Here is a 25250-nt window from a genome sequence, read left to right on the forward strand (position 1 = left end):
CTTCCCGCCCATGACCGCGTCGGACGACCTCCTGCCCCGGATCGAGAGCGACCCCGAGATCGCGGATCTGCTGTCCCTGCCCTGGAGCATCACATCGCCCGCTCTCGGTCTCACCCGGTCACCGGCGCATGGACGGCGTCGCGCACGCTTCCCGATGGCCTGCTTCATCGGACTCGACCGGCGATCAGTCCGCCTGACCCTCCCGGAAGTCGATGGTGACCGGGTCGGCACACAACGCGCGGCTGAGCGCCAGCCCCGCCAGCTGCAACGGCCGGTGCAGTGGCCATGCGGTGTCGTCGTTCGGTACGACCAGGCCGAGCGCGGCGACCACCTCACCGTTCTGCCGTACCGGCACGGCGATGCCGGTGGCATCGGGATGGATATGGCCGGGGCAGAACGCGAATCCGCGGCGCCGGATCTCCGCCAGTTCGGTCCGCAACGCCCGCTCGTCCCCGATGGTCTGCGTAGTCAGCACCGTCAGCGGGACCCGGACGATCCGCTCCTGCACCTCGGCGGGAGCATGCGCGAGCAGGACCAAGCCCCCGGATGAGGCGTGCAGTGGCAGGCGTCCCCCGATACGCGTGATGTTGACGACCGCGCCCGGTGCGGTGAGGCGCTCGACGAACAGCACCTCGTCACCGTCCAGCACTCCGAGCTGGGTGGAGTGGCCGACGACCGCGTGCAGATCGCCCATGTACTGCAGGGCGGCCTGCCGCAGGCCCAGCACCGGCGATGCCCGCTCAGCCAGCTCCCACATGCGCGTCCCGATCCGCACCCGGCGCCGCCCGTCCCGCGCCAGCAGGCCGTGCCCGATCATCTCCCGTACCAGCCGCGCCGTCGTCGCCACGGGCAGCGCCGCCCGCCGGCTGATCGCGCTCACGGTGAGCACCGGTGTGTCGGGACCGAACGCATCCAGGATGCGCACAACCCTGGTGAGGACCGACTCTCCGCTGGGTGACCTGGCCACGCCCTCATCCTGACAGCACCGAGAGCGGGCGCCGGGTGCCCCACCGGTCCAGCCTTGTCATACCGGCGGCGGGACTTGGCCATCGCAGCCGCCGCCCCTCGTGAAATAGGTGTGGTGGATGGCAGCCATTCGATTCGGAAGACCCGTATCGCCTAGTCAGCGGCCCGGCTGCGAGCGAGCATGGGTGGCCCTGGGCTCACCGACAAGGCCGGCGAGCGCCGCCCTTGATCGACCGCGCGCCTGGTTCTCGGTGCGCAGACCCCATCACTGTTTCGAGGAGTGCGGTTCGCGATGTCCTATCGTCTCGCCGAAATCCGCCGCGGCCGCCTTGAATCGGCGGCCGTGCGGATCCGGGCACGTTCATGACCGCCGCCGGAGAACGGCCGGTCGTCCTGGTCACCGACTACGCCTGGCCCGATCTGGAGGTCGAGCGACGGATCCTGGACGCCGAACTGCTGGTGGCCGAGACCGGTGAGGAGGACGAACTCGTCGAGCTGGCTCCGCGTGCCGACGCGATCCTCACCTGCTGGAAGCCGGTGACCGCCGCCGTGCTGGACGCGGCCGGACGGTGCCGGACGGTCGCGCGGTACGGCGTCGGCTTGGACAACATCGACGTCGGCCACGCCACGAGCCTGGGCATGGTCGTCACCAATGTCCCCGACTTCTGCGCGGACGAGGTCGCCGACACCGCCCTGCTTCTGCTGCTGGCCCTGGCCCGGCGGCTGGGGCCGCTGGCGGCGGACGTGCGCGCGGGGGGCTGGGACAACCGCGCCGGAGGGGTTCCGGTACGGCTGCGCGGCAAGGTCATGGGGCTCGTCGGGTTCGGGAACATCGCCCGGCGGGTCGTCCCGCGCGTTCAGGCCCTCGGCATGGACGTGCTGGCCTATCGCCGCGACGGCGGTGGGTACCACGTGCCGGCAGGCGTGCGGGTGACCGCAGATATGGGCGAACTGCTCGCCGAGGCCGACACGGTGTCGCTGCATTGCCCGCTCACGCCGCAGACCAGAGGGCTCATCGGGAAGAAGGAACTGTCGGCGATGAAGGACACCGCTTTTCTCCTCAACACCTCGCGAGGCGGGCTCGTCGACACCGAGGCCCTGCTGTCGGCGCTGGACGGCGGTGTGATCGCGGGTGCGGGCCTGGATGTCACCGACCCCGAGCCCCTCCCGCAAGGCCATCGGCTCCGGGACCATCCGCTCGCCGTGCTCACCCCGCACGTGGGCTTCTACTCCGGCGGCTCCACCGCCGAGTTGGCCGAGAAGGCCGCCCGCAACGTCGCGGCGGTCCTGCGCGGCGAGCGTCCCGCCACGGTGGTCAATCCCGCCGTTTACCAGTCCCCCGCGCTCCGCGATCTCGGGCCCCGATGATGGCGCCGCCTTCCGCCGACGCTCGCCGGATCATCGAGCACCTCACCGGGCGGGGCCTGCTCACCGATGGGGACGAGGTGGCGGTGGCACCGCTGACCGGGGGCGTCTCCAACGACGTCTTCGCCGTCACCGGCCCCGGCATCGACCTCGTCGTCAAGCGGGCACTGCCGGTGCTGCGCGTGGAGCGCCACTGGCAGGCCGACACGGGACGGATCCGTACCGAGGCCCAGGCGCTGCGGCTGGCGCACTCGCATACGCCGGACGCGGTGCCCGCCGTCGTCGATTTCTGGGACGGCTACCTCGCCATCACCCGCGCGCCCCGGGACTGGACCAACTGGAAGGACGATCTGCTGTCGGGTGTCGTGGATCCCGGCGTCGCTCACCGGCTGGGTACGGTCCTGGGCACCTGGCAGAGCCGTACGGCCGGCGACGAGGCCTTGACGGCCGACTTCGGCGACCGCACCGTCTTCGCGCAACTGCGAGCCGATCCCTTCCACGGGGAAGTGGCGCAGCGGCATCCGGACCTGGCGCCCGTGGTCGAGGCCACCGTCACCGCGATGCTGGGCGCCCGGGACTGCCTGGTCCACGGGGATTTCAGCCCCAAGAACATGCTGGTCTCCGGACGGCGGGTGTGGGTGCTGGACTGGGAGGTCGCCCATGTCGGCGATGCCACGTTCGACCCCGCCTTCCTGCTCACCCATCTGCTGCTCAAGAGCGTTCACGACCCCGCGTCGGCCGGTGCCCACCAGGAACTGGCCGAGGTCTTCCTCGGCGCGGTGGCCGAGTCCGCCCGGGGCAGGATCGTCCACGATCCCGGGCAGCTGGTCCGGCAGGTCGGCTGCCTGCTGCTCGCCCGTGTCGACGGCAAGAGCCCGGCCGGCTACCTCACCGAGGCCGAGCGGCCGCGCGTGCGCGCCCTTGGCCGGCGCCTGCTCACCGAACCCGTCCCCGACGAACGTATCGACGGCGTGCTGTACGCCTGGGAGATCCTGACATGACCAACGGCACCACCATCAAAGGCCTGTCCGCTTGGGAGGCCCTCGACTCGCGCGGTAAGCCCACCGTCGGATGCGAGGCCACCCTTACCGGCGGTGCGCGAGGCCGCGCGACCGTCCCGTCCGGGGCGTCCACCGGAACCCATGAGGCGCTGGAACTGCGCGACGGCGACCCCGGCCGGTACGGCGGCCACGGCGTTCTGACGGCCGTCGCCCACGTCGACGGCGAGATCGCCGACCGGGTACGCGGCCTTGACGCGGCCGACCAGCAGGGGCTCGACTCGGCCCTGCGCGAGCTGGACGGCACCCCCGATCTAGGCCGCCTGGGAGCCAACGCCGTCCTGGCCGTCTCCATCGCCGCGGCGATCGCGGCGGCCGAGGCCACCGGCGGCCCGCTGTGGCGGCACGCCGCGCGCATGGCCGGCCGCGGCGACGAGAGTCCGCTGCTCCCCCTGCCGATGGTGAACATCATCTCCGGCGGCGCCCACGCCGGGCGTTCCATCGACGTCCAGGACTTCCTCGCCGTTCCGCTGGGCGCGCGATCGTTCGGCGAGGCGATCGAGTGGGCCTCCCGGGTACGCGCCGGAACGGCGCAGATCCTTGAGGACAACGGACTTCCGGTCGCGCTGGTGGCCGACGAGGGCGGGCTCGGGCCGATGCTGCCCACCAACCGGCGTGCCCTGGAACTGCTCTGCCAAGGGGTCGAACGTGCCGGACTCCGCCTGGATACCGGTGGCGGCGACGGCGTGGGCATCGCCATCGATGTCGCCGCCACCCAGTTCCTAGACAAGAACGGACGGTACGTGCTGGCCGCCGAGCAACGACGGCTCACCAGTGCCGAACTCGTGGAAGAACTGGCGCAATGGTGCGCGCGGTACCCGATCGTGTCGCTGGAGGACGCACTGGCCGAAGACGACTGGGACGGCTGGAGTGCCGCGACACCGAAACTGACGACCAACGGCTCCGGCCATCGGGTGCAGCTACTCGGGGACGACTTCTTCGTCACCAACGTGGAGCGGCTGGAACGCGGCATCGAAGCGGGCGCGGCCAACGCCGTCCTGGTCAAGCCCAACCAGGCGGGCACCCTGTCCGGCGCCCTCGCCGTGGTCCGGCGCGCCCACCAGGCCGGCTACACCACCGTGCTGTCGGCCCGTTCCGGCGAGACCGAGGACACCTGGCTCGCCGATCTCGCGGCCGGCTGGCACACCGGCCAGATCAAGGTCGGGTCCACCATGCGTTCCGAACGTACCGCCAAATGGAACCGCCTCCTGCAACTGGAGAGCGAGCTGGACGGCGCCGCTCGCTACGCCGGCGCGCAGGGACTGGCCGAGCCCATGTGAACCGGAAGCCGACGGCCCTGACCAGGGGCCCTGTGCTGAGCCGCCCTCTCATTCGGAGAGGGCGGCCTCACTGCGGGCGGCGGCGAGGAGTTCCTCCCGGAGCCAGACATGCCCGGGGTCGGCATCGCGGCGGGAGTGCCAGAACACCGACTGGCGGAGCGGGCGCAGCGGCTTCTCCAAAGGCAGCACGACGACGTCGGCCGCCTCGGCGACGCGCAGCGCCAGCCGCTCGGGAACGATCGTGATCAGCATGGTGCCGGCCAGCATGAACGGCATGGAGACGAAGTTCTCGGCCCCGGCCTCGACGTTGCGGGCGATCCCGAGGGTGTCCAGGTCCTCCTCGACGAGGCTGATGCCCTGGGAGGGGGCATAGGCGAGGTAGGGCCAGTCGGCGAAGGCGGCGGCCGTCAGGCGGCCGTCGGACGCCACCGGATGCCCCCTCCAGACGACACCGACGAACCGGTCCTCGACCGCCGGCGCGCTGGAGCATTCCGGCAGGTCGCCCGGGTTCACCAGCCGGTCGGGGATCACCGCGATGTCGATCTCGTCGCGTTGCAGGTCGGTGAGGTAACCGAGCGACACCGGACGCAGATCGATGCGCAGACTTGACGCCTGGGGACCGACCCGGGTGAGCAGCGGCCGGATCAGCACGATCCCGATGTAGTCGCTGGCCACCAGCGAGAACGTGCGGGCATCGGTGGACGGGTCGAACCGCGGAGGCCGCAGCACCGACTGCTCGACGGTCGCCAGCACCTCCCGTACCGGCCCCTTGAGCGCCTCGGCCCGCGGCGTCAGGACCAGGCTGCGCCCGTGCTTGACCAGCAGCGGATCGTCCAGGGCCTTGCGCAGCCTGGCGAGCGCCGTGCTGACCGCCGGCTGGGACAGATGCAGCCGCTCGGCGGCGCGGGTGACGTGCTGCTCGCGCAACAGCGTGTCCAGGACGACCAGGAGGTTGAGATCGAAGCTGCCCAATTCCATCGCCGCTCACCTCAACCTTCATCGACCGGTCACGCGCGTCGTTCTCCCTGGTCGGCACAGCGTAACCAGCGAAAGCAGGTGCGCCACGCACCAACAGGCTCCGGTATCCGGCCGGGCGCGATCGCGATGGCTGCCATAAAGGATGGCAATGGGACTCGGGCCTGGAACGCCCTTGCATCGCCCGTACTCTCGCCGGATGAACGCGTCTGAGATCTCCTCATACGCCGGTCGGTCGAATCGATCACCGTACGGCCGTACCCGGCGGGCCCGGCCGGTCTCGAGCGGCGGCGGACGGCTCGTCGTCCTCGGGAAGGAAACCCTCAGCGTGACCGTCGTTCTCGTGCGCCTCGGCGATCCGGACGGGCGGGCGCTGCCCGGGTGGTCGCCCGGTTCCCACATCGATCTCGTACTGCCCAACGGCCTGGTGCGGCCCTACTCGTTGTGCGGCCGCACCGATGACCGGCGGGAGTGGCGGATCCTGGTCCAGCGCCAGGAGGAGTCTCGTGGCGGCTCGGCGTTCGTGCACGATCGGCTGAACCGAGGCGATCGGCTGGACTACCGGGGGCCGAGAGGCTGGTTCCGGCTGCGGTCCGCCCGCCGGTATCTCTTCCTCGCCGGAGGGGTCGGCATCGCCCCGCTGATCCCGATGGCCCGGCTGGTGGCCGCCTCCCATCTGCCCTGGTCGATGGTCCACATCGGACGCTCGGCCGACACCGCCCGGCTCACCGCCGCGCTCCCCGACCTGGCCGTCCGTACCACCGCGATGGCCACGGACGGCGGAGCCCGGACCGATCTCGCGGCGCTGCTGTCCTCCCTCGATCCGGGCACCGCCGTCTACACCTGCGGATCGGACCGGTTCGTCGAAGCAGTGGAACGAGCCACGCGGGAAGGGGTCACACTCCACCGGCAACTGTTCACGGCGCGGGCGGTGCCGGCCGGCGATGACCGGCCGGTCGAGCTGGTCCTGGCCCGGTCGCGGCTGACGTTCACCGTCCCGGCGGGGACGCCGCTGGCCACCGCGCTACGGCAGATGGGCGTCCTGGTACCGGTGTCGTGCGGCGCCGGGATCTGCGGGGCCTGCCTGGTGAACGTGGTCGACGGCGTCCCCGAGCATCGCGACCGGCTCCTGACACCGGGGCGGCGTGAACGCGGCGATGCGATCCTCACGTGCGTGTCCCGGGCCCGCTCCCCACGGCTCGTCCTCGACCTTTGAACGCGGCGGCCGCCGGGCATTCCCCGGACGCGATGGCTGCCATTACGAATGTGTATTTCCGGACCAGGGCCCGACCTGTCTAGCTTCTGACCAACGCCCAAGGAAGGAAGCACGATGCAGGAGATCGCGAAACTCGGATATGTCGGAGTGCAGTCCCCGGCCTACGAGCAATGGCGGACCTGGGCGCCCGAGGCCTTCGGCTGCATGCTCGGCCCCGACGGGGACGACGGAGCCGTCCGGATAAAAATCGACGACGCCGACTACCGCCTGTCGATCCACCCCGGCGACGAGCACCGGCTGGCCTACGTCGGCTGGGAGGTCCTGTCCCACCGCGACCTGGACACGCTGGTGACCAGGCTCGACAAGGCCGGAGCGAACCCGCAGGTCGCCGGCCGGGAACTCGCCGACTCCCGGGGAGTGCTCGACCTGGTGACCTTCCAGGACTGCTTCGGCCAGCCGTACGAGGCGTTCTGCTACCAGGCCAGCGGCTACAAGGACTGGGACCCGCCCCGTCCCCACCAGGGCTTCGTCACCGGCGACCAGGGGCTCGGGCACGTGGTGTTCGTCGTCCCCGATGCCCGGAAGGCGGTCGACTGGCACATCGACGTCCTCGGGTTCCGGCCCAGCGACATCATCAAGCTGCGGGAACCGCTCGGGGACATGTGGTTCCTGCGCGCCAACCCCCGCCACCACAGCGTCGCGTTCCTGGAGATCCCCGAGCTGCTCGGGCTGCACCACGTCTACCTCGAATGCAACTCTCTCGACGATGTCGGCTACTCCTACTACGACGTCCTGGGCGGGGACCAGAACCCGGACATGCTGATGAAGCTGGGCCGCCACATCGGCGACCAGACGGTCTCGTACTACATCCGCACCCCGGCCGGTTTCTTCATCGAGTACGGCTGGGACGGCCTGGCCATCCCCGAGACCGAAGCCCGCTCCCCCCGGTTCATCGACGTGCGCAAGGGCAAGCGGCCCGAGATGTGGGGACACGAATTCACCATGCAGCCCAACGAGACCGTCCGCCCCTACAAGCGCTGAACCCACCACCCGAACGAAAGGAGAACGCGGTGAACAGCGCGTCCGCCGAGCACCATTTCGCCCTCGGCACGTTCACGGACGGCGACGGGCCGCCGTTCGCCGGCCTGGTCAGGGGCGACCGCGTGCTGCCCCTGACCGATGACGGCGCGCTGCGCGGCGCCGCCACCGTCCGCGGCCTGCTGGAGCAGTGGGACGCCGTGTGGCCGCGACTCGACGAACTCGCGGCCGGTCAGGACAGCGGCTGGGCCGACCTGGCGAGCCTTCGCGTCCTGCCGCCGCTGGAACCACGGCAGATCATCCAGGCCGGCGCCAACTACCGCGCCCACCTGCTGGAGATGGCCACCGCCAAACGAGTGGCGGACGGGCAGGGCGCGCAGGAAGCCCGGCACGCCGCCGAAGCCGAGGTCGAGGAGTTCGCGCGGGGACGGCCGTTCCTGTTCATCGGCCTGCCGTCGGCCATGTGCGGCCCGCACGACGACGTCCTGCTGCCCGCGGGCGCCCAGCAGCCGGACTGGGAGGTCGAACTCGCCGCGGTCATCGGCCGGCCGGGACGGCACATCACGCCCGAGCAGGCCATGGACCACATCGCCGGATACACCGTCTGCAACGACATCAGCGCCCGCGACTGGCAGTTCTCCCCCGAGCACCGCGCCCTGGGCGGCGACTGGCTGCGAGCCAAGAACCAGCCGACGTTCCTGCCGACCGGGCCGTTCCTCGTACCCGCGCCGTTCCTGGGCGACCCGTACGGCCTGCGCCTCACCATGACCCTCAACGGCCAGGTCATGCAGGACGAGACCCCCCAGGACATGATCTTCGACATCGCCCGGCTCGTGTCCGACGCCTCCGCCTCGACAACGCTGCTCCCCGGCGACCTCATCCTCACCGGAAGCCCCAAGGGCAACGGCGGCCAGTGGAACCGCTACCTGCGCCCCGGCGACGTCATCGAAGCCGCCATCACCGGCATCGGCACCCAGCGCAACCACTGCGCACCCGCCTGACCGTCCCTCCCCCACCCCAGCACAGCGAGGCATCATGAAGGTTCTCATCGTCGGCGGCGGCATCACCGGAACCAGCCTGGCCATCCTGCTCGCACGCGCGGGCGTCACGGTCGACCTGGCCGAACGCGAGCCCGCCTGGAGCACGCTCGGCTCGGGCATCACCCTCCAAGGCAACGCCCTGCGGGTGCTGCGCGAACTCGGCGTATGGGAACAGATCCGGAACAGCGGCTACGCCTTCGACTCCCTCGGCATCCGCACCCCCGACGGAACCCTGATGTTCGAGACCCAGGACATCAAATCCGGTGGGCCCGGCCTTCCCGCCTCGCTCGGCATGTACCGCCCGGACCTGTGCGCCATCCTCGTCGACGCCGCCGAACGCGCCGGCGCGCGCCTGATGCTCGGCCGCACCGTCACCTCGGTCGACCCGGTCCGGTTCGCCGACGGCACCACCGGCGAGTACGACCTGGTCGTGGGCGCGGACGGGATCCGCTCGTCCGTCCGCCGGATGCTCGGCATCGACATCGAGCCGCGACCGGTCGGCATGGGCGCCTGGCGGGCCCACACCCGGCGCCCCAAGAGCATCGAACGCACCGAACTGATGTACGGCGGCCCCTGTTACATCGCCGGATACTGCCCCACCGGCCCAGACACCATCTACGCCTACCTCGTCGAAAAGGCCAGGGACAAGACCACCGTCCCCACCGACCGCCTGGCCGAAATGATGCGCGCCCTGGCCGAGCCGTACGGCGGCGCCTGGGACGAGATCAAGCCCGGCATCACCGACTCCACCCGGATCAACTACACCTGGTTCGAGTCACTGCTGGTCGACCGCCCCTGGAACCGCGGCAACGTCCTCCTCATCGGCGACGCGATCCACGCCTGCCCGCCCACCCTCGCCCAGGGCGCCGCCCAATGCCTGGAGGACGCCCTCGTCCTCGCCGAACTCCTCCTCGAACGCGGCACCATCGACCAGGCGCTCTTCGACACCTTCACCGACCGCCGGATCGACCGCGTCCGCACCGTCGTCGAGACCTCACTGCAGATCGCGCACTGGCAGATGGACCCCGGGCCGGACGCCGACGTCCCGGGAGCCATGAGCCGCATCGCCGCCATGGTCACCGAAACACCCTGACCCCACTCACCCGCCGCCGCGGCCCGCGCTCTCGCCCAGTTCTCGGAGAACGCGGGAATCGGGTTGGAACCCCGCCGAGCCGTCGGACGGGCGTGGTCTCCGGCTATTCGCAGCAGCCGGTGCCGGTCCGGCGGTTCGACGGGCGGCCGTTTCGGATGCTGGAGGAGCCTTCTCAACCGAGGGTCGGTGATGCTCCCCCGGTTCGGCGGCGCTTCCGTAGGATGAAGGGCGCCGTGTTCGGAAGCAGGCGCAGAAAGCGAGGCGTGCGTGCCGCCGCGTAGTCAGATGACGCCCGGCTCCGCGGGCGGCCATGCTCGTCCCAAGGGCGGCTATCAGGTGGAGGCGCTGGCGAAGGGGCTGCGCATCCTCGGGCTCTTCTCCGAGCAGCGGCCCGCGATGAAGCTGACCGACATGGCCGCCGCGACGGGCCTGCCGCTGCCCACCGCCTTCCGGATGGCGTCCACCCTGACGGCGGAGGGGTTCCTCGAGCAACTACCGGACGGCCGTTACCGGCCCGCGCCCAAGGTGCTCACGTTGGGCTTCTCCGCGTTGCGCAGCCTCGACCTGGTGCAGCTCGCGGACGGCCCGCTGCGCAGGCTCGTCGACGCCACCGGCCAGACGGTGAACCTGGGCGTGCTGTCGGGCGACCATGTGCTGTACCTGGTGAGGCTGCGCAACAACGACCTGGTGACGGCCAACATCCAGGTCGGGTCCAGGCTTCCGGCGGTCCGGACCTCGATGGGCAAGATGCTGCTGTCCGAACTGGACGAAGCGGGGCTGGACCGGGTGCTGACCGAGGAGTCGTTCACCGGGGCGGCCGGCCCCAACGCGGTGACCTCGATGGACGCGCTCCGTCCCGTGCTGGCGGAGATCCGCGGCCGGGGATGGGCCCTGCAGGACGAGGAGCTCGCCCATGGGCTCCGGTCGGTCGCGGCGCCCGTCCGGGACGCGTCCGGGACGGCGGTGGCCGCGGTCAACGTGGCCGTACCCGCGAGGGAGGTCCCCACGTCACGGCTCCTGGACCGGGTCGGGCCGCTGGTCCAGGACACGTGCGCGGAGATCTCCCGCCTGCTGGGCGGGCGCTGACCCGGTCAGGACGGCGGCGCCTTGTGGAAGCGGCCGCCCTGCATGATCGCGGTCAGGTTCGCCGGGTCCTGGAGGAGAGCGACGTCGCGCGCCGGGTCGCCCTGGACGACGAGCAGGTCGGCGAGGAAGCCGGGGGCGAGCACGCCCAGCTCGTCCGCCATGCCCATGACCTCGCCGCCCCAGCGGGTGGCGGCGACCAGCGCCTCCGCCGGGGTGTAGCCGAACAGGTCGACGAACAGCTGCAGGTCACGGGCGTTGCGGCCGATGGGGGTCTGCGGGAACCCGTAGTCGCCGCCCGGCAGGACGCGGATGCCGCGCCGCCGCATCTCCGGGTAGAGCACGGTCTGAGCCTCCAGCTGCGCGACGGACCCCATCCGCTCGGCCATCGCCCGGTCGATCCCGAACTCCTCGGCCTCGTGCACGTTCGCCCACATGATCCCGACGGCCGGCGCGGTGAACAGGTCGTCCTTGTGCTCCTCCAGGAGGTCGAGCGCCTCCTCGTCGGCGTAGGAGCAGTGGTAGACCGAGCGGAACCCGTTCCGGACGGCGAGCTTGATCGACTCGGGGTTCTGGGCGTGGCAGTTGAGCCACACGCCGGCCTCCCGTGCCGCCGCGCCGGCCGCCGCGGCCTCCTCGGCGCTGTACTGGGTCTGCATCGAGCCGCCGGGGACGAACACGTCGTCGTTGCTGAGCAGCAGCTTCACCGAGTCGAACCCGAGCGCGGCCTGCTCGGCGATGAAACCCGCCACGCCCGTCGGCGTGGTGGCCTCGGCGCCGTGCCGCACCGGGTTGTTGTCGCGTTCGAAGCCGGCCGCGCGCAGCCGCGGGCCCGGCACCTCCCCGGCGGCGATCCTGTCGCGAAGCCGGACCTCGACGTTGCCGGGGGTGAGCGAACCGGCCGAATAGGCGCTGGTGAAGCCCGCGTCCAGAAGGATCAGGGCGTTGCGCTCGGCGAGGGCGAGGTGCTCTTCGGCCGTGGGCGGGCGCCCGAAGAACGACACGTCGACCGGCGGGTTGAAGCGGGGCTCCAGGTGGCCGATCGCCGAGGGGAACGTCAGGTGCGCGTGCCCCTCGACCAGGCCCGGCATCACCGTGGCGCCGGTGCAGTCGACGACCGTGGCGCCTTCCGGCGCGGGAGCGTGGCCCGGACGGACGGCGACGACGCGGTCACCGCGCACGACCACCTCGCCGGGGAACGGCTCCCTGCCCGTCCCGTCGAACACCGAACCGCCGGTGAAAACGGTCTCACCCATCGCGAGCCCCTTCCAGAACTTTCATTGAATGAAAGCTACTTTCTTTCAGTGGTAGTCGAAGGGTAATCAAGGCCGGGCCAGGACGCCACGGGCGAAGTCCAGCGACTTCTCGAAGACCGCGGTGACGTCCGGAGCGTCCCGCCAGATGTGGTCGGCGCCCTCGACCCGCCGCAACTCAACCGGCGCGCCCGCCGAGCTCAGCGCCTCGGCCATCCGCTCGCTCTGCGCGAGAGGAACGAGGCGGTCGGCCGTCCCGTGCCAGAGCTGGAAGGGCGGCGCGCCGACGTGGGCGTGCGTGATGGGGCTCGCCTCGGCGGCCAGTGCCGGTACGTCCCCGACGGCCGATCCGAGCAGCAGCGACTCCCGCGACGACGGGTCGCCGGGATCGGGCATCGCGGCCAGGTCGTACACGCCGTACCAGCCCACCACGGCCTCGATCCCGGGGCCGGTGAGGGCGGCGAGCGCGGCCAGATGCGCTCCGGCCGACGCGCCCCAGGCCACGATCCGGGACCCGTCGAACCCGTACTCGTCACCGTGGGCGCGCAGCCAGTCGATCGCCGCCCGCACGTCGTGGAGTTGGGCCGGGTGCCGCGCCTCGCCCGACAGCCGGTAGCCGGCCGAGGCCACCGCGAACCCGGCCGCGGCGATCCGCTCGAACGGCGAGGGCCGCCAGTCCTCGAACGCGTGCCCGAAGTCCCGGCGCGTCCCGCGCCGCCAGCCGCCGCCGTGCAGGAACAGGACGACCGGCGCACGCCCGGCCGAGGGCAGGTAGAGGTCCAACTCCAGCGGCCGATAGCCGATTCGGAACGCGTACTCGACACCCTCGTGGACCGTTCTCACGTGCCGCTCCCCTTCGCGACGAACCGCTGGGTGAGGCGGCCCACCCCCTCCAGGTCGCTGACCAGCACCTCACCCGGGCGGATGAAGCGCTTGGGCGAACGGGCGTTGCCGACCCCGGACGGCGTCCCGGTGAAGACGAGGTCGCCCGGGAACAGCCGGCACACCCGCGACAGCCGGACGAGCAGTTCGGGGACGTCGTAGATCATCTCCGAGGTGCGCGCCTCCTGCATCGTCTCACCGGACAGGCTGCACGAGATGGCCAGGTCGGACGGGTCGTCGAAGGCGTCCGGAGTGACCAGCCAGGGACCGGTCGGGCCGAAGTTCGCGAACGACTTGGCCAGGCTGAACTGCGGCTTGGCGCCGGCGAGCTGCGAGGTCCGTTCGGACAGGTCCTGGCCGAGTGTGATCCCCGCGATGTGGTCCCAGGCGTCCTCGCGCCGGACCCCGGCGGTCTCCCGGGACACCGCCACCACCATCTCGACCTCCCAGTCCACGGTGCCGGAGGGCAGTTCGACCTCGCAGACGGGCCCGGCCAGGCAGCCGGGGAATTTGGTGAACGTCACGGGCGCGGACTCGGGCGGGTAGCCGGCCTCGCTGGCGTGCGCGGCATAGTTGATGCCGATCGCGAACACCTGGCGCGGACGGGGCACCGGTGGCCCCAGGTCCTCCATCGAGAACGAATCGCCCCGCGAGGTGTCCAAGGACGCGGCCCACTCGCGGAACAGGTCCCACTCGGCGAAGACGGCCTGCGGGTCGGCGGCGAACCTGCCCTCGCTCGCCTCGGCCACGTCGACGGCCGCGTCCCCGGCGACCACGGCGAGGCGGCCGTTCAGGTTGGCGAGTCTCACCAGTCGACCTTCTCCGGCGCGGGCTCACCGTGCGCGTCCTGCCAGGAGGACACCGGGTTGCGCAGTGTGCCGATCCCCTCGATCTCGGCCTCCACGACGTCACCCGGGCGCAGGTAGAAGTCGAACGGGTTCGGCTGGACGGCGGCGACGCCCGAGACGGTGCCGGTGGTGAGGATGTCGCCCGCGCTGTAGACCTGCGGGGAGTGGTACGCCACCAGGTGCGGGATCGAGACCCGCATCTGCTTGGTGTGCCCGGTCTGCCGCGTCTGGCCGTTCACCCGCAGCTCCATGGCGAGGTCGTGCATGTCGTCGATCTCGTCGGCGGTCACGATCCACGGGCCGATCGGGCAGAACGTGTCGATGGCCTTGCTGAAGGAGAAGACGCCCGACTCCATCTCGCGGCGCTGGATGTCGCGGGCCGTGATGTCGTTGAAGACGGTGAACCCGGCGATGTGCTCCAGCGCCTCGTCCGGCCCGAAGAACTTGCCGGGCTTGCCGATGATGACGGCCAGTTCGAGCTCGTAGTCCAGTTCGCCGGTGAGGTGCTCGGGATGGACGACCGGGTCGTCCGGGCCGATGATCGCGTCGACGTTCTGGAAGAAGACGATGCCCTTGTGCACCGGATGCGACCAGTTGACCGCCTGCAGCTCCTCGTGATGGTCGGCGAAGTTGCCCGCGGTGTGGAAGAACTTCTTCGGCCGGATGGGGGCGCGGAGCCGGACGTCCGCCAGCTTGAGCCGTTCCCCGGTCTCGGCGGCCGTCCCGCCGCGCTCGAAGAACGCCCGGGTGGACGGGACGTCGAGTTCGATGACGTCGTCGCCGTCCAGCCGGCCGACCCGGCCCTCGTCGAAGGTGATCAGTTTCATCGGTTGGTCTTCCTTTCAGGTGCGCCCGCGTGAGGCGCGTTTCTCAATGGCCGAAAGCGCCGCGTTGACCGCGAGCGCGCCGGCGCAGACCACGAGCACCATGGCGTCCAGCGCGGCCGCCTGATGGTTGGTGATCTGCAGGCTGATGTAGGTACCGACGCCGTCCACCGAGATCATCAGCTCGGCCAGCAGCACGCCCAGCAGCGACAGCGCCGCGCCGATCTTCAGCGCGCCGATGATCTCGGGCAGGCAGGCCGGGACGATCAGGAACAGCATCCGCTGGACGCGGCCGGCGCCCATGGCCCGCCCGGAGTCGATGACGGACGGCTCGACCGCCGCACCCGCCGTCATCGTCATGAGGATCACCGGCAGGATCCCGTGGATGGCGCCGAACGCGATCTCCGACCCGTCCCCGAGCCCGAGCCACAGCACGAACAGCGGGTAGAAGGGCGCCATCGGCAGCGCGTAGAGGACCGACACGATGTCCCGGCCGCCGAGGTGGACGTGCCGGTTCACCCGGCCGAGCAGCAGCCCGATCGCGGTCCCGGCGACGGCCGTGATCGCGAAGGCTGCCAGGAACCGGTAGGTCGTGTAGGCGACCGGCGTCAGGGACTCACGGGTCAGCACGTCAGGCAGCCCGTCGGCGACGATCCGGCTGGGCGAGGTGAGGAAGTCGCCCCCGGCCCCCGAAGCGCGGGTCAGCGCCTCCCACAGGGCGACCAGCCCGAGGACGGTCGCCCAGCGGACGACCTGGACGCCGGCGGCCTCGCCGCGTCCGGTCCGCGGCACCCGGCGCGGCGTCGCGGGCGGCCGGGTGATGACGCTCAGGGACGGCATGGACGGCTCACTTCGCGGTGATCTGGGTGCTGAGGTAGGTGTCCTCGGCGGGCGAGGAGGACGCGATGCCGAGCTTGGGCAGCGCCTTGGCGTAGCCGGCCATTCCAGCGGTGACGATGGCGCCGTCCGGGGTGAAGTCCCCGATCAGCGCGTCGTAGGTCTTCCCGGCGAGCGGCCCGGGCATACCGAGCTTGGCCGTCGCGAGAGCGATGGTGGGCTGCCGGTTGGCCTTCATCCATTCCAGCGCCTTGGTGTAGGCCCTGGTGAGCTTGCGCAGGTTCTCCTCGTTGCCGCCGATGTAGGACTTCTTGGCCATCAGCACGGCGAACTGGGAGTCGGCGCCGAGCACCTCGGACGCCTTCTGCGCGACCTTGCCCTCGTTCTGCGACTCCAGCAGGAAGCCGTAGTTGACCGGCAGGACGAACGCGTCGATGTCGCCGCGCTTCATCGCCGACATCGACGCCGACGGGGCACCGAGCGGCACCTCCTTGATCTTCTCGAACGGCACGCCGGACGCCTCGGCCGTGGCGCGGGTCACGTAGTCGGTGAGCGAGCCCACCTTCGAGATGCCGATCTTCTTGCCCGCCATGCCGGCGAAGCCGGTGATGGCGGAGTCCTTCGGGACGATCAGCGCCATCGGGCTCTTGGCCATGACGCCGTAGAACGCCTGCGTCTGGAGGCTCTTGGCCGCGCCCGCCACCGCGTCCAGCCCGGTCGCGGCGCCCACGTCGATGGACCCGCCGGTCATCGCCTTGGTGAGGTCGGATCCCGCGGAGAAGTCGACGACGCTCACCTCCAGCCCCTCGGCCTTGAAGAGGCCCTGCTCGACGGCCACCCGGGCGGGCATGGCGTGCACGAAGTCCTGCGCCTGGACGAGCCCGATCTTGATGGAGGTGGACGGTCCGGTGGATCCGCCGCCCCCGCACGCGCTCAACGCGGTCGCGCACAGCGCCGCGATCGTGACCAGCCTGATGGTGGGGTTCATCGCTGAACGCCTTTCTGGAGGAGGTGGGTGGTGGCCGAGAACAGCAGGTTGACGGCGACCGTGACCAGGCAGGCGATCACGATCCAGGCGAACAGCCCGGGGCTGTCCAGGCCCTGGCTGGTGGTGCCGAGCTGGTAGCCGATGCCGGCGGCGCCCGCGATGAACTCCGCCGCGATGACCGTGACCAGCGCCAGCCCCAGGGACACCCGCATCGCGGCGAGCACCGGGCCGAGGACGGCGGGCAGCACGACGGCGCGCAGCCACTGCCCCCGGGTGGCGCCCATCGTGCGGGCGGCGACGATCAGGCGGGCGTCCACGTTCGCGGTGGCGCGGACCGCCGCGATGGCGATGGGGAAGAACGCGTACAGCGTCCCGAGCACGATCTTGGACTGGGAGCCCACCCCGAGCGTCGCCGCCAGCACCGGGTAGAGGATCACGAGCGGTAGCGCGTTCAGGCTGGTGAGGAACGGTTCGTAGGCGCGGCGCAGCAGCCGGGACGAGCCGGTCAGCACGCCGATGGGCAGCGCGAGCAGCGCCGCGATCGCGAACGCGGCGCCCGTCTCCCGCAGCGTGGTGCCGATCGGCTCGACCAGCCGCGACGGCTCCCCCGCGAGAGCGGCGAGCACCTGCCACACGCTGCCGATGGAGGGCAGCAGCAGCGGCGCCACCGCTCCCGTGGCCGCGAGGATCCACCAGGCCGCCAGGACGGCCGAGACCGTCCCGGCGTAGACGAGCACGCGCCGGGGGGCGATCATCGCGAGTCCTCCAGCAGCAGCGCCGACAGCCGGTCGGTGAGCGCGTGGAACTCCGGGCTGCGCAGGACGCGCGGCTCGCGCGGCCGCGCCAGCGGCACCTCGATGATCTCCTTGATCGTCGCCGGCCGCGGGGTCATCACGATGACGCGGTCGGACAGGTAGACCGCCTCCGAGAGGCTGTGGGTCACGAACAGCACCGTCTTGCCGTGCTCCTCCAGCAGCGTGATGAGCTGCTCGCCGATCTTCATCCGGGACAGCTCGTCGAGCGCGGCGAACGGCTCGTCCAGCAGCAGGATCGAGGCGTCCGACACCAGCGCCCGCGCGATCGCGACCCGCTGCCGCATCCCGCCGGACAGCTGGCTCGGGAACCGGTACGGGACGTCCTCCAGCCCGACGGCACGCAGCGCGTCCATGGCGCGGGCCCGGCGCTCCCGGCGGCCGACGCCGGCGAACTGCAGAGCGATCTCCACGTTGCGGACGGCGCTGCGCCACGGATACAGCGCCAGATCCTGGAAGACGAACGACACGTCGCGCGGGCGTGGGCCTTGGACGCGCGTCCCGTCCACGAGCAGTTCGCCCGAGACGGGTTCGAGGAGGCCGCCCACCGCGCGCAGGGCGGAGCTCTTGCCGCAGCCGGACGGGCCGATGAGGCTGACGAACTCGCCCGGCCGGACGTCGAAGGTCAGGCCGGTCGCGGCCGTGGTCGCGCCGTAGGCGAGGGTGAGGTCGCGTGCGTCGACGCGCGGGGACGCCGGGTCGGCCGCCACCGGTGCGGCGCTCTTCTCTGGCTGCCGGGGCATGCCCGTCAGGCCCCGACCATGTTGAACCCGCCGTCGGCCAGCATGTAGGCGCCCGTGATGTGGGAGGCGTCCTCGGTGGCCAGGAACAGCGCCGTTCCCGCCACCACCTCGGGCGGCGGGATCGTGCCCATCGGCGTCTGCGCGATGAGCTTCTCCCGGCGGCCGGACTTCCAGTCCTCGCGCTCCAGCGTGGCGCCGGTCTCCATGAAGCCCGGCGCGAACGTGTTGACGCGGACGGTCGGCGCGAACGCCGCGGCGTACGACTTGGTGACGCCGAGCAGCCCGTACTTGGCGGCGGCGTACTGGGGAGCCCGCGCGCTGCCCCGCACCACCACGGTGGACCCGATGTTCACGATGGCGCCGTGGCCCTGGTCCAGCATCCGGGAGCCGAACTCTTGCGTCATCAGCAGCGTGCCCTTGAGATCGACGTCGATGACGCGGTCCAGGGACTCCTGGGTGAGCTCCCGCCACGACATCTGCTCGGTCGCGACGTCCCCGACGTTGTTGACCAGCACGTCGAGGGTGCCCGCCCGCTCGAAGACCTCGTCCGCGAGCCGGCGGATCGACTCCCAGGAGGAGATGTCGGCCTGCACGACGAACGCCTCGGCGCCCGCCGCGCGGACGCGTTCGGCCGTCCGCTCGGCCCCCTGCTTGGAGCTGTTGTAGTGGACGCCGACCCGTGCGCCCTCCTGCGCCGCGCGGACGGCGATCTCGGCGCCGAAGCCGGTGCCCGCCCCGGTGACCAGTACGGTCTTCCCCGCGAAACGCGGAAAGATCCTCTGCTCCGTGCTCATGGTGTTCTCCCTGTCAGACGAGCGTTCGGCCGCCGTCGACGTACATGACGTGCCCGGTCATGAACGCCGCGTGCGGCGAGGAAAGGAACAGGATCGGGCCGACGACCTCGGCCGCCGTGCCCAGCCGCCCGGCGGGGACCAGCCGTACGAGGTCCTCGCGGACACCCGGCTGCGCGAGGTAGGCGGCGGTCAGCGGTGTCTCGACGTAGCCGGGCGCGAGCGCGTTCACCGTGACGCCGTGGCAGGCCCACTCCGCGGCCATGACCCGCATCATCTGGTTCATGCCGCCCTTGGACGCGGCGTACGGGCCGTGCTTCTTGTGCGCCAGATGCCCGGAGACCGACGACAGGAGGACGATGCGCCCGCGGCCCGCGCCGACCATGTGCCGCCCCGCCGCCTGCGCCGCACCGAAGGCGGTGGACAGGTTGGTGCGAAGGATCCGGTCCCATTCGGCCTCGGTGAACTCCAGGACCGGCCGGCGGTCGTTGACGCCGACGCAGTGGAGCAGCACGTCCAGCCCGCCCATCTCCTCCAGCGCGTGCTGGACGGCGCCGGCGCCCGCACCCGGCTCCGTCAGGTCGGCCGCGAGCGTGTACGGCCGGGTCCCGTCCGGGCCGGGGGCCAGCACGTCCAGGCGCGCCTGGTCCCGGTCGACCGCCGTGACGACGGCACCCGCGCCGAGATAACCGCGGACGCACTCCGCGCCGAGCCCGCCCGCGCCCAGGACGAGCACCCGGGCGCCGCGCAGGCCCAGCCAGTCGGTCGCCGTGTCCGGCGACACCTCAGTCGTCTGTGCCCCGTCAGCCACTTGCGGTTCCTCGCATTCCCGATGTACTTTCATTGAGTGAAAGCTACTTTCACTAAGCAAGAGTATGGAGTGACCCAGGTCATGACGTCAAGAGACCGGTCGCGCTACCACATCGCGGCGCTCGCGAAAGGCCTGCAGGTACTGAGCCTGTTCGACGGTCCGACGCTGTCCCTGCGCACCAGTGACATCGCCGCCCTGGCCGGGCTGCCGATGCCCACGGCGTTCCGGATCGTCTCCACGCTGGAGGACCTCGGATACCTGGAGCGCCGGCAGGACGGATCGGTCCAGCCCGGCGTCAAGGTGCTGACGCTCGGCTCGGCGGCGATCCGCGGGTCCAGCCTCGTGCAGCTCAGCGACCGTCCCCTGCGGCTGCTCGCCGAGGCGACCGGCGAGACCGTCAACCTCGGCGTCCTGATCGAGGACCGCGTCCTCTATCTCGCCCGGCTCCGCAACGCCGACCTGGTCACGGCCAACGTCCACGTGGGCTCGACCTTGCCGGCGACCTACACCTCCATGGGCAAGCTGCTGCTCGCCCACCTGCCGCAGGACGATCTGGACCACCGCATCAGCGAAGCGTCCTTCACCGACGGCGCCGGGCCCAACGCCGTCACCGACGCCATCGGGCTGTACGCCCAACTGGAGGAGATCCGCCGCAACGGCTACGCCGTCCAGGACCAGGAACTCGCGCAGGGCCTGCGGTCGGTCTCGGTCCCGGTGTTCGGCACCGGCGACGCCCCGGTCGCGGCCGTCAACGTCGCCGTGTCCGCGATGCGCCGTACCGAAGGCGACCTGCGCGGCGCCATCCTCGAGCGGCTGCGCGAGACCGCCGACGACATCAGCACGAGACTGAGGGCCCGATGACACGGCAGCACCCGTTCACCCCCGGTGAGCTCGACGGCGACCGGCTGGCCGTCTACCGCTCGATCACCGAGGGCCCCCGCGCGCGGGGGCCCCGGTCGTTCGACCTGGTCTCGGAGTCGGGCACCCTGCTCGGGCCGTTCAACGAGTTCCTGCTCAGGCCCGCGCTCGGGGATGCCCTGCAACGGCTCGGCGCGGCCATCCGCTACCAGGGCACCCTCAGCGGACGGGCCCGCGAGATGGCGATCCTGGCCGTGGCCGCCGCCTGGAACAGCGAGTTCGAGCGCACCGCCCACGAGGCGGTCGGCCGGTCGGCCGGCCTCAGCGAGGCGGAACTGAGCGCCATCGCCGACCAGTCACCCGTACCGCTCGACGACCCCCACGAGGCCGCCGTTCTACGCCTCACCCGCGCTCTCGCCGCCGGCGACGTGGACGACGGGACATGGTCGGCCTGCGTCCCGCCGCTGGACCGCGAGACGGTCTTCGAGCTGACCACCCTCGTCGGCTACTACTCGACGCTCGCCCTCCAGATGCGGACGTTCCGCGTCTGAGGACCCATTACCCCGGCGAGCCTCGCCAGGCCTCATCCCGAACGGCCGGACCCTTCGCCGGCTCTCGACCGGCGCCATGCGAGGACCTCGACCCGACAAAGGCGTAGCCGAGATCGAGGGTGAGCCTGTGTTCAGAAGCGGAAGCGGGTCAGGCCGCCCGGCTCGGCCGACCAGACCACGGTCGCCGAACGCGGCTCGATGCGGTACACGTTCCACGGCGGCGGTCCCAGCGAGGGCGCGTTGAACGGGGCGGTGATACCCGACCCGCTCTCATCGGGCTCGGCCGGCCAGCCCTGCTCCGCCCACGCCCTGGCAACGCGCGCCACCGCGCCCGGCTCGGTCACCCGGACCGCGTCGCCTTCGATCACCACGTCCGCGTCGCGGACCGACACCGCGACCGAACACCGCCGATCCCGCGCGACGTTGCGGCCCTTGCGCGTACCCGCGCCCGTCTGGAACCAGAACGTGCCGTCCACCCAGATGGCACCGACCGCGGTCACATGCGGACCGCCGTCCTCATTGAGAGTGGACAGCCACGTCGTGCGGGCGTTCGGCGCGTCCGCCTGCGGTACCGACCCCGCGTCGAGCTTCTCGACAACGGCGGCCCACTCCACCGGCGGCAGCCCATCCGCCTCACCCAGATTGATGGTCTCCATATCCGGAACCTATACGCCCGTACTTCCCCGGTACGCGCGATCCGCAAGGAGACACGCACCCATGCGCAGGCACAGGTCCACGAACTGGTGAGGTACCCGGATTCGGTCAAACACGTGATGTGTCCCGGCTTTGATGGAGTCGTCTTACCGGAACCTCGTGTCTTCGATCATGAGAAGAGGCAGCGATTGTCGGGCAATTCCGGCTGCCCTCTTCAATGACCGTCTACTGACCCCGAGGGATGACCGTCACTGAAGGGCTGCGCGCGCAGGAGGCGGAGCGGAGCCGGGACGCCGACGGCCGGCGGGCCACGGAGGAGCGGATGCGCATCGCCCGCGAGTTGCACGACGTGCTGGCGCACGACATCTCAGTGATCAATGTCCGGCCCGGGATAGATCATTCGGTCAAGGACCGCAGGTAGGCCATGAGGGCCTCGCCTCGCGGGGACAGGCGGTAACCGGTCTCCAGGCTGTCGGTGAGGCCGAGGGCTTTGAGGCGGCGGACGTCGGCCTTGAACGGAAGTTTGTCGCGGCCCAGGTGTTCGGCCAGGTCCAGGGCGCGCAGGCCGGGGTGTTCCTCGACGAGACGGAGGACCTCACGGGTCCAGGGGCCGCGGCGGCTGCGGGTGTCGATGGCGTCGAGGTCCGCTTTGAGGCCGGCCAGTTCCTGGTCGGTCAGGTCGGCGTTCCCGGCCAACTCCGATCGGGGGTCGGGGCCGCCCAGATGGAGCATGACGCGGTGGTAGCCGCCCTCCTTGGTGCTCTTGGACAGGGCGGTGAGCAAGGCCGCGCGGCCGTTGAAGCCCGAACGGAGGGCGTCCTCCTCCGTGATCTCCTCGGGGGTGACGGCCGTGACCGAGTCGATGACGATGATCCCCACCCAGGTGCGCTGGGTGCTCCCCGCGCGGACCCGGGGCTCGGCCCACACCCGGAACACCCGGTCGATCCGCCCACCCGCGATCCCCTCAAGGACCTCCCGCCTGAACAGCAACGTTCCCTCCCGGGTGTCACGACTCTCCTCCTGCAATCTTCTTCGGAAGTATCCAGGAAAGGCCACACGGTTCCCCGCCGATCTTGCGCTCCATGGGACCACGACGCCTCCTCACTCAGGAGGTCTGAGTGAGGGGATCCCGCGCGGAGTCCTGCTGCGCCGCGGACGCCCTTCGGGTGTCCGCGGCCTGGCCTGGACCCCGGCGCATACGGAGACGGCTCCCGAGCTTGCCTTGACACCGTCCCGGGTCATTGGATAAATATCAATTTCGACTTCAATATCAAAAATACACGAGGGGCGGCGGCCGATGTCCGGCGGCATCACGTTCCGACCGCCGTGGTCGTGCCGTAGGTGCCGGATAGCCCCTCGTCCTCTCAGACCAGGAGAAGCCACATGGACCAGATTCTGTACGAGGTCGTCGGTGGGGTCGCGGTGATCACGTTGAACCGGCCCGAGGTCGCCAACGCGCAGACGATGGAGTTGCTGGACGATCTGGACGCGGCGTGGTCGCGGGCGGCGGCCGATGACCAGGTGCGGGTGATCGTGCTGAAGGCCAACGGCAGGCATTTCTCGGCCGGGCACGATCTGAAGGGCGGCGGGCCGGTGCCGGAGAAGATCACGCTGGAGCACATCTACGGGATCGAGGCGCGCCGGTACCTGGAGTACACGCTGCGGTGGCGCAACACCCCCAAGCCGTCGATCGCGGCGGTGCAGGGCAAGTGCATCGCGGGCGGGCTGATGCTGTGCTGGCCGTGCGATCTGATCGTGGCGGCGCAGAACGCGCAGTTCTCCGACCCGGTGGTGCACATGGGCATCGGCGGGGTGGAGTACCACGGCCACACCTGGGAACTCGGCCCGCGCAAGGCCAAGGAGATCCTGTTCACCGGCCGCCCCGTCACCGCCGACGAAGCCGAGAAGACCGGCATGGTCAACCGGGTGGTACCGCTGGAGGAACTGGAGGCCTCGGCGATGCAACTGGCCGAACAGATCGCCCAGATGCACCCCTTCGCCCTGCGCCAGGCCAAACGCGCCGTCAACCAGACCCTCGACGTCCAAGGCTTCTACGCCGCCATCCAATCGGTCTTCGACATCCACCAGACCGGACACGGCAACGCCCTCAGCGTCACCGGCTACCCCATCCTCATGCAACTCGAAGGGATGAAGGACAAGCTCAAGGGACGATGAGCCTCAGCAGGCGGCCGTTTCGGGATCGGCACTACCGGCCGCCTGCCGGCGCACCGGCCGTCATCGCCATCTGTTCGCAGCGATCGCCGGCCGGTTCGCCGACGAGACCCTCCACCCCGCCCAGACGCTCAGCCGATCCCTCCTCGGTAGGTCATGTCCCGGCGCCCGTACGGCTCGCGCCGATCCCCCGGTCATCCCCGCTCGCTCGACGTGAGGCGATCATTCGAGTGCCGGGAGGACTTCCTCGGCGAAGAGCCGGATCGTCTCCGGCGTGCCGAAGTCGTGGAACTGGCAGACGAACAGCTCGGCTCCGGCTTCGCGTTCGCGCGACAGCGCGGCGGCGACCTCGTCGGGCGTTCCGGCGATGACCCCGCCCCATGCGCCGAAACGCCGGTGAGCGGTCTCGACGACCTCGTCCCGGGTGGCCGAGGAGGACGCCAGCCCGATCGGGTGCTGTACGGAGATCCGGGCGGAGCCGGCCAGCGGGCGGAGCCGGGCGAGCCGGCCGGTGGCGCTGGACGGGCAGTTCCACCAGTCGGCCCGGTCCGCGACCAGGGGCATCGTGAGCCGGGGGCCGGCACCGCCGATGTGGATGGGTACCCGGCCGGTCACGGGCCGGGGACGGCAGACCGCGCCCCGGAGCGTCCAGTGCTCGCCGTCGAAGTCGACCGGCTCTCCGGTCCAGAGCAGGCGGAGGAGATCGATGGTCTCGGCGAGCCGGGCGGCTCGGGCGACCGGACCCGGATCGGTGAATCCGTAGTCGGTGAGTTCCTCGGCGACCGATCCCCAGCCCAGGCCGAGCTCCAGGCGTCCGCCGGAGATGGCGTCGAGACTGGCCGCCATCTTCGCCAGCAGTGCCGGGTGGCGGAACTCCGCGCACAGCACGAGGTGGCCGACATGCAGCCGTTCGGTGCGCACGGCCACGGCCGTGGCGACCGTCCAGGCGTCGAGCATGTCGAGACCGCGGGCCGCGGGAGGCGCCAGGTGGTCGATGAACCAGGCGGAGTGGAAGCCCGCCTCCTCGGCGACCCGCGCGCGCCGTTCGATCGCGGCGAAGTCCATCCGGACCTGCGGCAGGTAAAGGCCGGCGAGAGCGCGGTTCGTCATCG

The 25250-nt window shown here is 70.9% G+C and carries 27 protein-coding genes; 12 read left to right on the forward strand and 15 right to left on the reverse strand.

The annotated features are described in order from the left end of the window. Window positions 1–184: 184 nt before the first annotated feature. Complete coding sequence (locus ACH34Q_RS06240; protein ID WP_395981783.1) at window positions 185–967, reverse strand: IclR family transcriptional regulator; 783 nt, start codon at window positions 965–967, stop codon at window positions 185–187. A gap of 362 nt (window positions 968–1329) precedes the next feature. On the opposite strand from ACH34Q_RS06240, the gene ACH34Q_RS06245 reads away from it, so the two are divergent. From ACH34Q_RS06245 to eno, 3 genes are read left to right on the forward strand one after another with little or no spacing between them, the layout of a single operon-like run. After that, window positions 1330–2334 (forward strand): C-terminal binding protein, encoded by a 1005-nt coding sequence (locus ACH34Q_RS06245; RefSeq protein WP_395981784.1) that lies wholly within the window; start codon window positions 1330–1332, stop codon window positions 2332–2334. Continuing rightward, on the forward strand, window positions 2331–3332 hold the full coding sequence (locus ACH34Q_RS06250; protein ID WP_395981785.1) for a phosphotransferase family protein: 1002 nt from the start codon (window positions 2331–2333) through the stop codon (window positions 3330–3332). The genes ACH34Q_RS06245 and ACH34Q_RS06250 overlap by 4 nt, the downstream gene beginning before the upstream one ends. Continuing rightward, window positions 3329–4669, forward strand: coding sequence for a phosphopyruvate hydratase (gene eno / locus ACH34Q_RS06255; RefSeq protein WP_395981786.1), 1341 nt, complete (start codon window positions 3329–3331; stop codon window positions 4667–4669). Before ACH34Q_RS06250 ends, eno begins: the two co-directional genes overlap by 4 nt. Window positions 4670–4717: 48 nt before the next feature. Here the strand turns inward: eno and ACH34Q_RS06260 are convergent, their stop codons facing one another. Beyond that, window positions 4718–5647: a LysR family transcriptional regulator gene (locus ACH34Q_RS06260; protein WP_395981787.1), complete on the reverse strand. Its 930-nt coding sequence runs from the start codon at window positions 5645–5647 to the stop codon at window positions 4718–4720. A 196-nt stretch (window positions 5648–5843) separates the two neighbouring features. On the opposite strand from ACH34Q_RS06260, the gene ACH34Q_RS06265 reads away from it, so the two are divergent. The 5 genes from ACH34Q_RS06265 (at window position 5844) to ACH34Q_RS06285 (ending at window position 11117) form a co-directional block, all read left to right on the forward strand. Next, complete coding sequence (locus ACH34Q_RS06265) at window positions 5844–6860, forward strand: PDR/VanB family oxidoreductase (protein ID WP_395981788.1); 1017 nt, start codon at window positions 5844–5846, stop codon at window positions 6858–6860. A gap of 114 nt (window positions 6861–6974) precedes the next feature. Next, the gene (locus ACH34Q_RS06270) at window positions 6975–7901 is read left to right on the forward strand and encodes a VOC family protein (protein WP_395981789.1); all 927 of its coding nucleotides are present in this window, start codon (window positions 6975–6977) and stop codon (window positions 7899–7901) included. Between the two features lie 29 nt (window positions 7902–7930). Continuing rightward, on the forward strand, window positions 7931–8899 hold the full coding sequence (locus ACH34Q_RS06275) for a fumarylacetoacetate hydrolase family protein (RefSeq protein ID WP_395981790.1): 969 nt from the start codon (window positions 7931–7933) through the stop codon (window positions 8897–8899). 34 nt (window positions 8900–8933) lie between these two features. Further along, entirely contained in the window at window positions 8934–10031 is a 1098-nt protein-coding gene (locus ACH34Q_RS06280; protein WP_395981791.1) for an FAD-dependent monooxygenase, read from the forward strand. A 285-nt stretch (window positions 10032–10316) separates the two neighbouring features. Next, window positions 10317–11117 carry an IclR family transcriptional regulator gene (locus ACH34Q_RS06285; RefSeq protein ID WP_395981792.1) on the forward strand — a complete coding sequence of 267 codons (801 nt, stop codon included), beginning with the start codon at window positions 10317–10319 and terminating at the stop codon, window positions 11115–11117. Window positions 11118–11122: 5 nt separating this feature from the next. Here ACH34Q_RS06285 and ACH34Q_RS06290 read toward each other — a convergent pair whose 3' ends face one another. From ACH34Q_RS06290 to ACH34Q_RS06335, 10 genes are all read right to left on the reverse strand, one after another. Beyond that, window positions 11123–12370 (reverse strand): amidohydrolase family protein, encoded by a 1248-nt coding sequence (locus tag ACH34Q_RS06290; protein WP_395981793.1) that lies wholly within the window; start codon window positions 12368–12370, stop codon window positions 11123–11125. A gap of 66 nt (window positions 12371–12436) precedes the next feature. Further along, on the reverse strand, window positions 12437–13210 hold the full coding sequence (locus ACH34Q_RS06295) for an alpha/beta hydrolase fold domain-containing protein (RefSeq protein ID WP_395981794.1): 774 nt from the start codon (window positions 13208–13210) through the stop codon (window positions 12437–12439). Then, window positions 13207–14058: a fumarylacetoacetate hydrolase family protein gene (locus ACH34Q_RS06300; RefSeq protein ID WP_395981795.1), complete on the reverse strand. Its 852-nt coding sequence runs from the start codon at window positions 14056–14058 to the stop codon at window positions 13207–13209. Before ACH34Q_RS06300 ends, ACH34Q_RS06295 begins: the two co-directional genes overlap by 4 nt. After that, window positions 14055–14924, reverse strand: a complete 870-nt coding sequence (locus ACH34Q_RS06305) for a fumarylacetoacetate hydrolase family protein (protein WP_395981796.1) — start codon at window positions 14922–14924, stop codon at window positions 14055–14057. Before ACH34Q_RS06305 ends, ACH34Q_RS06300 begins: the two co-directional genes overlap by 4 nt. 15 nt (window positions 14925–14939) lie before the next feature. Continuing rightward, complete coding sequence (locus ACH34Q_RS06310; protein WP_395981797.1) at window positions 14940–15761, reverse strand: ABC transporter permease; 822 nt, start codon at window positions 15759–15761, stop codon at window positions 14940–14942. Window positions 15762–15768: 7 nt separating this feature from the next. Beyond that, the gene (locus ACH34Q_RS06315; RefSeq protein WP_395981798.1) at window positions 15769–16746 is read right to left on the reverse strand and encodes an ABC transporter substrate-binding protein; all 978 of its coding nucleotides are present in this window, start codon (window positions 16744–16746) and stop codon (window positions 15769–15771) included. Beyond that, window positions 16743–17501 (reverse strand): ABC transporter permease, encoded by a 759-nt coding sequence (locus ACH34Q_RS06320; RefSeq protein WP_395981799.1) that lies wholly within the window; start codon window positions 17499–17501, stop codon window positions 16743–16745. Before ACH34Q_RS06320 ends, ACH34Q_RS06315 begins: the two co-directional genes overlap by 4 nt. Then, window positions 17498–18301 carry an ABC transporter ATP-binding protein gene (locus tag ACH34Q_RS06325; protein WP_395981800.1) on the reverse strand — a complete coding sequence of 268 codons (804 nt, stop codon included), beginning with the start codon at window positions 18299–18301 and terminating at the stop codon, window positions 17498–17500. The genes ACH34Q_RS06320 and ACH34Q_RS06325 overlap by 4 nt, the downstream gene beginning before the upstream one ends. Window positions 18302–18306: 5 nt before the next feature. Continuing rightward, a complete protein-coding gene (locus tag ACH34Q_RS06330) occupies window positions 18307–19095 on the reverse strand; it encodes an SDR family NAD(P)-dependent oxidoreductase (protein WP_395981801.1) in 789 nt (262 codons plus the stop codon). Window positions 19096–19108: 13 nt separating this feature from the next. After that, entirely contained in the window at window positions 19109–19903 is a 795-nt protein-coding gene (locus ACH34Q_RS06335) for an SDR family NAD(P)-dependent oxidoreductase (RefSeq protein WP_395981802.1), read from the reverse strand. An 81-nt stretch (window positions 19904–19984) separates the two neighbouring features. Here ACH34Q_RS06335 and ACH34Q_RS06340 point away from each other — a divergent pair, with 81 nt between their 5' ends. Together ACH34Q_RS06340 and ACH34Q_RS06345 are read left to right on the forward strand one after the other, a co-directional pair. Continuing rightward, complete coding sequence (locus ACH34Q_RS06340) at window positions 19985–20764, forward strand: IclR family transcriptional regulator (RefSeq protein WP_395981803.1); 780 nt, start codon at window positions 19985–19987, stop codon at window positions 20762–20764. Beyond that, complete coding sequence (locus ACH34Q_RS06345) at window positions 20761–21312, forward strand: carboxymuconolactone decarboxylase family protein (protein ID WP_395981804.1); 552 nt, start codon at window positions 20761–20763, stop codon at window positions 21310–21312. The genes ACH34Q_RS06340 and ACH34Q_RS06345 overlap by 4 nt, the downstream gene beginning before the upstream one ends. Window positions 21313–21443: 131 nt before the next feature. Here the strand turns inward: ACH34Q_RS06345 and ACH34Q_RS06350 are convergent, their stop codons facing one another. Continuing rightward, entirely contained in the window at window positions 21444–21968 is a 525-nt protein-coding gene (locus ACH34Q_RS06350; RefSeq protein ID WP_395981805.1) for a pyridoxamine 5'-phosphate oxidase family protein, read from the reverse strand. Window positions 21969–22207: 239 nt separating this feature from the next. On the opposite strand from ACH34Q_RS06350, the gene ACH34Q_RS06355 reads away from it, so the two are divergent. After that, window positions 22208–22387 carry a histidine kinase gene (locus ACH34Q_RS06355; RefSeq protein ID WP_395981806.1) on the forward strand — a complete coding sequence of 60 codons (180 nt, stop codon included), beginning with the start codon at window positions 22208–22210 and terminating at the stop codon, window positions 22385–22387. On the opposite strand, the gene ACH34Q_RS06360 is transcribed toward ACH34Q_RS06355, so the two are convergent. After that, window positions 22363–22956, reverse strand: coding sequence for a hypothetical protein (locus ACH34Q_RS06360; RefSeq protein ID WP_395981807.1), 594 nt, complete (start codon window positions 22954–22956; stop codon window positions 22363–22365). The two genes, ACH34Q_RS06355 and ACH34Q_RS06360, sit on opposite strands and share 25 nt — an antisense overlap. 393 nt (window positions 22957–23349) lie before the next feature. Here ACH34Q_RS06360 and ACH34Q_RS06365 point away from each other — a divergent pair, with 393 nt between their 5' ends. Next, entirely contained in the window at window positions 23350–24141 is a 792-nt protein-coding gene (locus ACH34Q_RS06365; RefSeq protein WP_395981808.1) for an enoyl-CoA hydratase, read from the forward strand. Between the two features lie 219 nt (window positions 24142–24360). Here ACH34Q_RS06365 and ACH34Q_RS06370 read toward each other — a convergent pair whose 3' ends face one another. Beyond that, complete coding sequence (locus ACH34Q_RS06370) at window positions 24361–25248, reverse strand: LLM class flavin-dependent oxidoreductase (protein WP_395982070.1); 888 nt, start codon at window positions 25246–25248, stop codon at window positions 24361–24363. Between the last annotated feature and the right edge of the window lie 2 nt (window positions 25249–25250).

Source organism: Actinomadura sp. 9N407, from assembly GCF_044326315.1.
GTDB lineage: Bacteria > Actinomycetota > Actinomycetes > Streptosporangiales > Streptosporangiaceae > Spirillospora.

Coding starts and splice junctions, on each gene's coding strand:
- ACH34Q_RS06245 (WP_395981784.1), top strand. CDS start 1,330: ATGACCGCCGCCGGAGAACGGCCGGTCGTCCTGGTCACCGACTACGCC.
- ACH34Q_RS06250 (WP_395981785.1), top strand. CDS start 2,331: ATGATGGCGCCGCCTTCCGCCGACGCTCGCCGGATCATCGAGCACCTC.
- eno (WP_395981786.1), top strand. CDS start 3,329: ATGACCAACGGCACCACCATCAAAGGCCTGTCCGCTTGGGAGGCCCTC.
- ACH34Q_RS06260 (WP_395981787.1), bottom strand. CDS start 5,647: ATGGAATTGGGCAGCTTCGATCTCAACCTCCTGGTCGTCCTGGACACG.
- ACH34Q_RS06265 (WP_395981788.1), top strand. CDS start 5,844: ATGAACGCGTCTGAGATCTCCTCATACGCCGGTCGGTCGAATCGATCA.
- ACH34Q_RS06270 (WP_395981789.1), top strand. CDS start 6,975: ATGCAGGAGATCGCGAAACTCGGATATGTCGGAGTGCAGTCCCCGGCC.
- ACH34Q_RS06280 (WP_395981791.1), top strand. CDS start 8,934: ATGAAGGTTCTCATCGTCGGCGGCGGCATCACCGGAACCAGCCTGGCC.
- ACH34Q_RS06285 (WP_395981792.1), top strand. CDS start 10,317: ATGACGCCCGGCTCCGCGGGCGGCCATGCTCGTCCCAAGGGCGGCTAT.
- ACH34Q_RS06290 (WP_395981793.1), bottom strand. CDS start 12,370: ATGGGTGAGACCGTTTTCACCGGCGGTTCGGTGTTCGACGGGACGGGC.
- ACH34Q_RS06305 (WP_395981796.1), bottom strand. CDS start 14,924: ATGAAACTGATCACCTTCGACGAGGGCCGGGTCGGCCGGCTGGACGGC.
- ACH34Q_RS06310 (WP_395981797.1), bottom strand. CDS start 15,761: ATGCCGTCCCTGAGCGTCATCACCCGGCCGCCCGCGACGCCGCGCCGG.
- ACH34Q_RS06315 (WP_395981798.1), bottom strand. CDS start 16,746: ATGAACCCCACCATCAGGCTGGTCACGATCGCGGCGCTGTGCGCGACC.
- ACH34Q_RS06320 (WP_395981799.1), bottom strand. CDS start 17,501: ATGATCGCCCCCCGGCGCGTGCTCGTCTACGCCGGGACGGTCTCGGCC.
- ACH34Q_RS06325 (WP_395981800.1), bottom strand. CDS start 18,301: ATGCCCCGGCAGCCAGAGAAGAGCGCCGCACCGGTGGCGGCCGACCCG.
- ACH34Q_RS06330 (WP_395981801.1), bottom strand. CDS start 19,095: ATGAGCACGGAGCAGAGGATCTTTCCGCGTTTCGCGGGGAAGACCGTA.
- ACH34Q_RS06340 (WP_395981803.1), top strand. CDS start 19,985: ATGACGTCAAGAGACCGGTCGCGCTACCACATCGCGGCGCTCGCGAAA.
- ACH34Q_RS06345 (WP_395981804.1), top strand. CDS start 20,761: ATGACACGGCAGCACCCGTTCACCCCCGGTGAGCTCGACGGCGACCGG.
- ACH34Q_RS06350 (WP_395981805.1), bottom strand. CDS start 21,968: ATGGAGACCATCAATCTGGGTGAGGCGGATGGGCTGCCGCCGGTGGAG.
- ACH34Q_RS06355 (WP_395981806.1), top strand. CDS start 22,208: ATGACCGTCACTGAAGGGCTGCGCGCGCAGGAGGCGGAGCGGAGCCGG.
- ACH34Q_RS06365 (WP_395981808.1), top strand. CDS start 23,350: ATGGACCAGATTCTGTACGAGGTCGTCGGTGGGGTCGCGGTGATCACG.
- ACH34Q_RS06370 (WP_395982070.1), bottom strand. CDS start 25,248: ATGACGAACCGCGCTCTCGCCGGCCTTTACCTGCCGCAGGTCCGGATG.